Annotated in this window: 13 protein-coding genes; 4 read left to right on the forward strand and 9 right to left on the reverse strand. The window is 30.0% G+C overall.

The window, feature by feature from the left end:
* Positions 1 to 132: 132 nt before the first annotated feature.
* Positions 133 to 1,764 carry an amidase family protein gene (locus BVC87_RS21280; protein WP_075344427.1) on the reverse strand — a complete coding sequence of 544 codons (1,632 nt, stop codon included), beginning with the start codon at positions 1,762 to 1,764 and terminating at the stop codon, positions 133 to 135.
* Between the two features lie 100 nt (positions 1,765 to 1,864).
* Here BVC87_RS21280 and BVC87_RS21285 point away from each other — a divergent pair, with 100 nt between their 5' ends.
* The 4 genes from BVC87_RS21285 (at position 1,865) to BVC87_RS21300 (ending at position 4,576) form a co-directional block, all read left to right on the forward strand.
* The gene (locus tag BVC87_RS21285) at positions 1,865 to 2,224 is read left to right on the forward strand and encodes a hypothetical protein (protein WP_075344428.1); all 360 of its coding nucleotides are present in this window, start codon (positions 1,865 to 1,867) and stop codon (positions 2,222 to 2,224) included.
* A 67-nt stretch (positions 2,225 to 2,291) separates the two neighbouring features.
* Positions 2,292 to 3,071, forward strand: coding sequence for a LytTR family DNA-binding domain-containing protein (locus BVC87_RS21290; RefSeq protein WP_075344429.1), 780 nt, complete (start codon positions 2,292 to 2,294; stop codon positions 3,069 to 3,071).
* A 124-nt stretch (positions 3,072 to 3,195) separates the two neighbouring features.
* Complete coding sequence (locus tag BVC87_RS21295; protein WP_143569873.1) at positions 3,196 to 3,399, forward strand: hypothetical protein; 204 nt, start codon at positions 3,196 to 3,198, stop codon at positions 3,397 to 3,399.
* Positions 3,380 to 4,576 carry a serine hydrolase domain-containing protein gene (locus BVC87_RS21300; protein ID WP_075344431.1) on the forward strand — a complete coding sequence of 399 codons (1,197 nt, stop codon included), beginning with the start codon at positions 3,380 to 3,382 and terminating at the stop codon, positions 4,574 to 4,576. The genes BVC87_RS21295 and BVC87_RS21300 overlap by 20 nt, the downstream gene beginning before the upstream one ends.
* Positions 4,577 to 4,628: 52 nt before the next feature.
* Here the strand turns inward: BVC87_RS21300 and ftsY are convergent, their stop codons facing one another.
* The 8 genes from ftsY to BVC87_RS21340 all read right to left on the reverse strand — a co-directional run bounded on the left by ftsY (position 4,629) and on the right by BVC87_RS21340 (position 9,030).
* Entirely contained in the window at positions 4,629 to 5,582 is a 954-nt protein-coding gene (ftsY, locus tag BVC87_RS21305) for a signal recognition particle-docking protein FtsY (RefSeq protein WP_075344432.1), read from the reverse strand.
* Between the two features lie 181 nt (positions 5,583 to 5,763).
* Positions 5,764 to 5,916 (reverse strand): DUF4295 domain-containing protein, encoded by a 153-nt coding sequence (locus tag BVC87_RS21310; protein ID WP_075344433.1) that lies wholly within the window; start codon positions 5,914 to 5,916, stop codon positions 5,764 to 5,766.
* Between the two features lie 42 nt (positions 5,917 to 5,958).
* Positions 5,959 to 6,141 carry a 50S ribosomal protein L33 gene (gene rpmG / locus BVC87_RS21315; protein WP_013070733.1) on the reverse strand — a complete coding sequence of 61 codons (183 nt, stop codon included), beginning with the start codon at positions 6,139 to 6,141 and terminating at the stop codon, positions 5,959 to 5,961.
* A gap of 25 nt (positions 6,142 to 6,166) precedes the next feature.
* Positions 6,167 to 6,406 (reverse strand): 50S ribosomal protein L28, encoded by a 240-nt coding sequence (gene rpmB / locus BVC87_RS21320; protein WP_075344434.1) that lies wholly within the window; start codon positions 6,404 to 6,406, stop codon positions 6,167 to 6,169.
* An 87-nt stretch (positions 6,407 to 6,493) separates the two neighbouring features.
* On the reverse strand, positions 6,494 to 7,735 hold the full coding sequence (locus BVC87_RS21325) for a competence/damage-inducible protein A (RefSeq protein ID WP_075344435.1): 1,242 nt from the start codon (positions 7,733 to 7,735) through the stop codon (positions 6,494 to 6,496).
* Positions 7,736 to 7,738: 3 nt separating this feature from the next.
* Positions 7,739 to 8,080 (reverse strand): hypothetical protein, encoded by a 342-nt coding sequence (locus BVC87_RS21330; protein ID WP_075344436.1) that lies wholly within the window; start codon positions 8,078 to 8,080, stop codon positions 7,739 to 7,741.
* Positions 8,081 to 8,095: 15 nt separating this feature from the next.
* Positions 8,096 to 8,419, reverse strand: coding sequence for a hypothetical protein (locus tag BVC87_RS21335; protein WP_075344437.1), 324 nt, complete (start codon positions 8,417 to 8,419; stop codon positions 8,096 to 8,098).
* Positions 8,420 to 8,421: 2 nt separating this feature from the next.
* The gene (locus BVC87_RS21340) at positions 8,422 to 9,030 is read right to left on the reverse strand and encodes a fumarylacetoacetate hydrolase family protein (protein ID WP_075344438.1); all 609 of its coding nucleotides are present in this window, start codon (positions 9,028 to 9,030) and stop codon (positions 8,422 to 8,424) included.
* Positions 9,031 to 9,095: the final 65 nt, after the last annotated feature.

Below are 9,095 nucleotides of genomic sequence, written 5' to 3' on the forward strand. Positions count from 1 at the left end.
AAATTTAAGGTGTGCAAAATTACGAATTACAATTTATGTAATTACTATTTTTAAATTACTAATTATTAGTCAGTAACTATTATTCGTTTCCTAACAATTCACTTTAAGTATTTAGATAACAAATACAAATGACTACTCGTAACCTTTAGGCAATTTTCGTACTGGGTTTAATTTCTCAAATGCTAATCCTAATGAAAGTAATGTAAACTCTGACTTCGGTTTTCCTATAAAAGTCATATTAACTGGTTCTCCCGTCTCTTTATATCCCATAGGAATGGTTAAGTTAGGGTATTCCGCAACAGCAGAATAAGCCGAATGATAATTATTTATTGATAAAACAGCATCCAATTTTTGATCTTTTAAAGCATTAAAATATGTAATTCCTTCTTTTTTAAGTCGGTCTTTTACAACTTCTAATTGTTGTAATGTAGTACTATCTTTTTCTATACCTTCAAATAATTGTTGTCCGTATGGTGCTCTAAGAGTAGAGTCTTTAGTATTAAAAGCGATCACATCTTTTACAGATGTTACTCCAACACTTTTCCCTTCTAAATACTTAGGTAAATCGTATTTCATATCAATATTTAATAATGTCAGGAAACCTTCTAAACTAGTTTGTTCTGGCGAAATCTCTACTATTGTAGCTCCAGTTTCTTTTATTTTATCAACTGTTTTCTTGTAAATAGAATCCGTTAATAAAGAAGTAATAACACCAAACTTCTTATCTTTTAATTCTATTTTTTTGAATTCTTTTTCTGTTGCATTTAAAGCAAATGATTTTTCATCTTTTGGATCTTTTCCTAACAGTGCTTTTAATAGAATATAATTATCAATAATACTTTTAGTCATTGGTCCAGGTGTATCCAATGTACTTGAAATAGGCACTATACCAGCTCTACTTAACAAACCAATTGTAGGTTTTAGCCCTACAACAGAATTTTGACTAGAAGGTGAGGTTATTGACCCTGCGGTTTCTGTACCAATCGTTGCTACGGCATAATTAGCCGCAGTAGCTACACCACTTCCTGAGCTAGATCCTCCTGTTTCAAACACTTTCCTTCCGTAAGGATTTAAGGTTTGACCACCAATAGCACTATAACCTAATGGACATCCTGAACAAAAATAGTATGCCCATTCACTAAGATTCAATTTCCCTAAGATTATAGCTCCGTTGCTTTCTAATTTATCTACAATAAACGCATTAGGATTTAAATTATCTTTTAATGCTACTGCTCCTGCAGTATTTGGCATATTTGCTACATCAATATTATCTTTTAACAAAATTGGCATTCCAAACAAAGACATATTAGTCACTTTACTTTTCTTTAAAGCCTCATCTTTTTCTTTTGCTTCTTGAATTGCATTTGGATTTAATCGAATTATAGCATTTAAATATTTTGTAGAATCGCTTTCAAACTTTCTAATTCTATATAAATAAAACAACGTAAGTTGTTCATAACTTAGTTTTTCATCTTTTATTGCTTGCTGAATATTTGGAATAGATTGTTCTAAAACTAAAGATTTTAGTCCATTATAAGCTTCTTCAGAAAACGTTGCTAGTTCTTTTTCGAAGGGCTTAAATACTTCATTCATATCTAAAAACTTAGATTGAAGCAATTTAAATTTCATTCGAGGATTTTCGTGATTCTGCTGCTCAGCTAGTTCAGTAGTCTCATCATATGTATTGAAATATAATACTGGTTTATTTTCTTCTTTTTTACACCCGATGATTGCAACAATCAGAATAATTAAAATTTTTCTCACGATTAGGATTTAAAGGTTTATTGATTTCTAAAGATATTAATTATTTAATTTTAAAAAATATTTTATTTTTGGCTTCCTTAACTTTAAAATTGTAACATTTATGAAAAAAATTATTTCCTTATTTGTATTTTCTTTAATTATTATTAGTTGTTCTAAAAATGAAGGGACTGACGAGAATCAAAATAATTGTAGTACTCCTATTTTTCTAGATGCTCTAAACTTTGAAACCAACTCTGTAACAGCATCTTGGGAAGACAAAAATGGAAGTGATTTTTTTGAAATTCAATACGGGCCTAGAGGTTTTTCTTTAGGTCAAGGTATAACAATCAATGCTAATTCTTCTGGTAAACAAATTCAAGGTCTAAATTCAAATTTTGCATATGACTTTTATGTTAGAGCCAACTGCGGAAGTGATAATTTTAGTGATTGGGCTGGTCCACATAGTTTTGTTACTAACTAAGTAAAAATTAAACACTAATTAACCCAATACAGATTACAATGAACCACCGGAATTGTAGCAATTTAAAATGACTAAACTAAATCCTTCTATAAAACACCATACATTTGTTGGTATTTTTATTAGTATTTGGATTTTTATTTTCACCTATTATATACGCCCTTTTGATGGCAATGCATATAACTTTTACTGGTGGGAGTTTTTAAGTATTGGGTTTAGTCTTATTACCTTTATTTCCTATTTCATAATAGTAGTAGTACTGCAAGATTCAATCTATCGAAAAACTACTAAATGGAATATTATTTTCGAAGTATTTACTATTTCGTCTTTTCTTTTTTTAAATCTAATATTAAACTACCTATACTATAAGAGTCCTTTTTTAAATGGTATTTGGACATTCAGTGAATACATAAATGGAGTTTTAAAGTCAACCATTATTTTTACTCCAATCATAATCTTTGCACGAAGTATAACTCTTCAATTTCTTCCTCAGCAAAATCAAGAAAAAATTGCTCAAGGCCAAAAATCTAAAAAGGAAGAAAAATTAATCATTAGAGGAGAGTATAAATTGGACATTCTAAAAATTAATAAATCAGATTTAATCTGTGTTTCCAAATCTCAAAATTATGTTGAAGTCTTTTTCACTGAAAATAACTCTATAAATTCAAAATTGATACGATCTTCATTGAAAAAAATTCAAAAAGATTTAGATTTTTTAGTTCAAGTACATCGTTCTCATTTAATAAATCCATCTCATTTTAAGTCGTGGAAAACAAATAATACTATTTTACTTACTCAAATTGAAATTCCTGTTTCTAAAAATTATAAAAGCAATCTTAATCTTTTATAATTTTCACACCTAAAACAAGGGTATTCGCAACTAATCCCTTTTGTAATCTGCTATCCAAGGTTTCTTGATCTACATTTACCCGAAAAAATAATCATCAAAAACAACCTAGAACTTGCAAGATTATATGAGAACAATTTTAGTATTAAAAGCATTTTTTATTATTTTATCAGTCTCTTCTCAACTTCCAAAAGAAACCACAGAGGAGATTTCTAAATTCATTAAAAGTAAAAGAGAGTATTACAACTCACCCAGTATAGCTGTAGCGATAACAGACGAGAACAACACTATTTATTTAAAGCATTTTGGAAATGCAAAAAAAAGGAGATAAGTATTTAATTGGTTCTAATTCTAAATCTTTTACAGCTTTGCTTATTCTTATGTTACAAGATCAAGGAAAGTTACATATCCATGACTCTGTATCTAAATACTTGGAATGGTTTGAATATAGAGATCAAAACATTTCAGGTAAGATCACTATTGAAGATTTACTTCGTCATACTTCTGGAATCAATACTGAAATGGGTAGGACATTTAAAACTGATACTAGTTTTAATTATAACTTATACTATGCTAAAATTCTTAAAAATTTAGATCTAAAAAACACACCTGAACAACCTTATAGCTATTCAAATGCTAACTATCGATTACTTGGTTTAATTATTGAAAAGGTAACCAATAAGAGGTATGAAGAATGTTTAGCGTCCTATATTACAAACCCTATGCAATTACATCAAACATCTGCAAATGTCAATGTAGATTTAATAAATAGTTATCAATACTTTTTACATTATCCTATTTTAAAATTCAATTCCAATCTTCACCCACAAGAAGCTCCTTCTAGCTTAATTTCCAGCTCTGTAAATGATATGGCTACATATTTACGCCATATTATGAATGCTTATAACAAGCATCCAAATACATTACTAAATCAGGACACAGCACAACAATTAGTTACTAGAAAAGAAAATAGTACGTCAAAATACGGATTAGGATGGTTTGTTAATAATGATTCTTCTGTTTTTTATCATGGAGGAACCAATAAAAGTTTCGAGTCTCATATGTATATCATACCTTCTTTAAAAAAAGGAGTAATAGTTTTAATTAATTCAAATCAAGCACCAGACTTAGAAATTATAAATGGTATTTATGGTATTTTACTTGGTAAAGGGTACTATAACAATTCATCCTTTGCATATTACAGGTATTTACCTTTTGTAGTATTATTTCTTTTGATTCTATTTCTCTTTCAAAGCTGGACATGGAAAAAAACTAATTATCCTAGAGAATTATCAAAAAAAGTCATGCCTAACATTTTATTAGTTATTGGTTTAACGCTAGCCATTAGTATTCTAATTTATATTCCAAAATTACATCGTGTTTCCATAAAAACATCTCTACAATTTGATCCGGCAAGTGGATATAGCATCCTAATAATTTCCTTGTTTCTAATTTTAACGTCAATACTATTGTATTTAAATTCTACAGGAAAAAAGAAAACATCTTAAATAAAAAAAGCTCCTATTAAAGGAGCTTTCTATTATAATATATCTTAGTTTCTTATTTAAAGAAACTATCTACAAATTCGAATTTATTAAATACTTGTAAATCATCAATACCCTCACCTACTCCAATGTATTTCACTGGAATTTGAAATTGATCCGAAATACCGATAACCACTCCTCCTTTTGCTGTACCATCTAATTTAGTTACAGCTAATGAAGTTACTTCTGTTGCTTTAGTAAATTGTTTTGCTTGCTCAAACGCGTTTTGTCCTGTAGAACCGTCTAAAACGAGTAAAACATCATGTGGAGCATCACCAACTACTTTTTGCATAACACGTTTAATCTTAGTTAACTCATTCATTAAGTTCACTTTATTATGTAAACGTCCAGCAGTATCAATAATAATTACATCTGCATCTTGCTTTACTCCAGATTCGAGAGTATCAAAAGCAACAGATGCTGGATCAGATCCCATTTCTTGACGTATAATAGGCACTTCTACACGATCTGCCCATACTTGTAACTGATCTATAGCCGCTGCTCTAAATGTATCAGCAGCTCCTAAAACTACTTTTAAACCTTTCTTTTTAAATTGAGAAGCTAACTTTCCTATTGTTGTTGTTTTTCCAACTCCATTTACCCCTACAACCATCAACACATAAGGTTTCTTATTTTCTGGAATCGTAAAATCTGTTTCGTTTCCAACATTAGTTTCCGATAATAGCCCTGCTATTTCTTCTCTTAATATTTGATTTAATTCTTCAGTACCTAAGTATTTATCTTTTGCTACTCTTTCTTCAATTCTTTCAATAATTTTTAAGGTTGTATTTACTCCAACATCTGAAGAAACTAATACCTCTTCTAAATCATCTAGAACATCATCATCTACTTTAGATTTACCAGCTACAGCTTTAGAAAGTTTTGAGAAAAAGCTGTCTTTGGATTTCTCTAAACCTTTATCTAAGGTGTCCTTTTTCTCTTTTGAGAATATTTTTTTAAAAAAACTCATAATTAGCAGTTAAGTTTTGTTTCAGTTAGACCTAAAAAACTGTACCATAGTACAAATACAGTCAAAATGTCATTAATACTACAAAGTACTAATTTTCTGTGTATAAAATTACTGTATTTTGACATATAAAAAAAGCTGCTTTCTATTTGAAAGCAGCTTTTTGTAAACTGTATAACAAGAATTACTTTTTAGCTAAAAAGTCGTTAACTTGTGTTGGATCCATAATAGCTTCAACAAAAGTGTAAGCTCCAGTTTTTGGAGACTTAACCATTTTGATAGCTTTGGTTAATCTTTTAGAACCTGTTTGTAACGTTGCTACTGATTTCTTTGCCATGACCTATAGGTTATTTGACGTTTTAATTACTAAAACCTCTAATTATTTAATTTCTTTGTGAACTGTCATTTTCTTTAAGATTGGATTAAATTTCTTTAATTCCATTCTATCAGGAGTATTCTTCTTGTTTTTAGTTGTGATATAACGAGAAGTTCCTGGCTGCCCTGAAGCTTTGTGTTCAGTACATTCTAAAATAACTTGTACTCTGTTTCCTTTTTTTGCCATCTCTGTATACTTTATCTAGTAGAAATTACTTTGTTAAGAAACCTTTTTCTCTAGCTTCCTTAATTACTGCTGTAATTCCTTTTTTGTTAATATTTTTTAATGCTGAAGCAGAAACTTTAAGTGTTACCCACTTATCTTCTTCTGGTATATAAAAACGCTTAGTCATTAAATTAGCGTTGAATTTTCTCTTTGTTCTATTTAAAGCGTGAGATACATTATTACCTACCATCGCTTTTTTTCCTGTTAATTCACAAACTCTAGACATCTTCTTGACAGTTATTAGTGTTATTTCTAAACGAGGTGCAAATATACGGATTTTTAAGCATATAAAACAAAATATCTAACGTTAATTTTACATATTATTCTTGAGTACCAGCTCTAAAGCCTTATTTACCGTTTTATTTATCACTTTTAACCGAGGTTGACCAAAGTTAAATTCATGAACTTTTACTCCCTTTTTAGTAGCAATACCAATATAAACTACTCCCACATCTTTATCATTATGGTCTGTAGTTGGTCCTGCATTACCTGTAATAGCAATCGCATAATCTGTATTCAGTTTTTCTCTAGTTGCTGTAGCCATTGTTTCGGCTACTTCCTTACTTACCACGGAATAAGTATCTATAATTTCTTTTGGAACATTTAATAATTGTTGCTTTAATTCCGAAGTGTAGACTACAAAACTCCCTTTGAAATAAGCAGAAGATCCAGGAATTGCCACCAAAGATGCTGCAATCTTACCTCCAGTCATACTTTCTGCAGTAGCTATAGTTTGTTTTTTCGACTTTAAAAATTCACCTACTCGTTGCTCAATAGTCTGACCGTCATCAAAACCAACAATAATATCGGGTAACAATTGTGTCAATTTTTCAACCTCAACATCCAATGAAGTTTTAACCTCTTCTGCATCTTTTCCTTTAGCGGTTAAACGTAATCTTACTTTCCCAAATGATGGTAAATAAGCTAACTTAATATGTGAAGGTAGATTATTTTCAAAATCTTCAATTCGTTCTGCAATAACACTTTCCCCCTCTCCATAAGTTTGAATTGTTTTATGAATAATGAAAGGTAATTTAAATTGTTGTTGAATTTTAGGGAGCACCTCATGTGTTATTAAACCTTTCATTTCATAGGGCACACCAGGTAACGACACAAACACCGTTTCATTTTCAAAAAACCACATGCCTGGTGCTGTACCATATCTATTCATTAATAAGGTAGCTTTAGAAGGTAATTGTGCTTGGTGTTTTTGTACCTCATTAAATGGATGATCAAATTTTTTGAATAAATTTTTAATATGTTGAATCACTTCAGGATACTCAACGAATTCTTGATCGTTAAAATATGCTGCTATTGTTTTTTTTGTAATATCATCTTTTGTTGGGCCTAATCCTCCTGTAATGATAACAATATCAGCTCTATTTTCTGCTTCTTTTAATGCATTTAAAATATGTTGTTGATCGTCTTGAATCGATGATATCTGATATACACTAACACCTATTTTATTTAATTCTTGACTTATCCATTGTGAATTGGTATCCACAATTTGACCTATCAAAATCTCATCTCCAATGGTTATGATTTCTGCTTTCATAGCTTATAATGATTTACCATTTCCTATTTGATCGATTAAAGAGTCAGTTGGTACCGTTTCTTTTTTCCATTTTTTTTCTAAGTACATATACAAAACGTAACAAGATAAAAGTCCAAAAGGCAAACCTATTAAACCTGCAACTAAATCATTAGAACTATTAGAACTCTCAAAAAAAGATGAGCCTGAAAGTGCTAAAATTACACCGATAAGTAATACGGAAATGATTGAACCAGCATAATAAATGACTACACCTAAAATACCTAACCCCCATTTATGCTTCTCATATTCCTCCGCTAATTCATAAAATTTTTTACCTATAAAATATATTAATATTAATCCTAACATGTTTTTAATTTTTAATTAATCTTTTCCTATTTCATCTATGGCTTCCTCTGCATCTACATCTTGCATTTTTTTCCACTTTTTTTCTAATAAATAATGTGTACTAACTGAAGTAACTACACCAATTGCAAAAGATAAGTACTCGTGAATATATCTACTTAAATTCATCAGATAGTGCATTAACAAAATATACAATAGTATATATATGAGTACTCCACTAATAAATACAACCACTCCTAAAACGGTATAACCGTATACATTCTTTTTATATTTTTTAGCAAGATTGAAAAATGCCCAACCCACAGTAAAAATTATAATTCCTAGGAGTGTTAAGATGAGCATATTTACTTCACTTTGATTTGAAATGCTTGTCTACCTTCAATAACTCCTGTTAGTATATCATTTTCTACAACCTTACCTACTCCAGCTGGTGTACCTGTAAAAATTAAATCGCCTTTTTTTAAGGTGAAAAACTGAGAAACATAACTTATAAGTTCATCAATCTTCCATAACATGGATGCTGTATTTCCATCTTGAACTACTTCTTCGTTCTTTTGTAACTGAAACGATAGGTTTTCTAAATCAAACTCCTCTTTCGGATAAAACTCTCCTACAATAGCACTTCCATCAAAAGCTTTAGCTTTTTCCCAAGGCAGTCCTTTTTCTTTACATTTAGCCTGTACATCTCTAGCTGTAAAATCAATACCTAAACCGACTGTATCGTAATATTTATGTGCAAATTTTGGAGAAATATGCTTCCCCACTTTATTTATTTTCACCAATACTTCTACCTCATAATGAATTTCATTAGAAAATGTAGGAATAAAAAAAGGAATGTTCTTCGGTAAAATTGCAGAATCAGGCTTTAAAAACACAACAGGATTTTCTGGTCGTTCGTTTGCTAATTCCTCTATATGCTTTGCATAATTACGTCCTATACAAATTATTTTCATGGTATTTTTGGCTTTTGGCTTTTGGCTTTTGGCTTTTGGCTTTTGGCTTTTGGCTTTTGGCTTTT

The sequence above is a fragment of the Tenacibaculum agarivorans genome (assembly GCF_001936575.1).
Taxonomy (GTDB): domain Bacteria; phylum Bacteroidota; class Bacteroidia; order Flavobacteriales; family Flavobacteriaceae; genus Polaribacter; species Polaribacter agarivorans.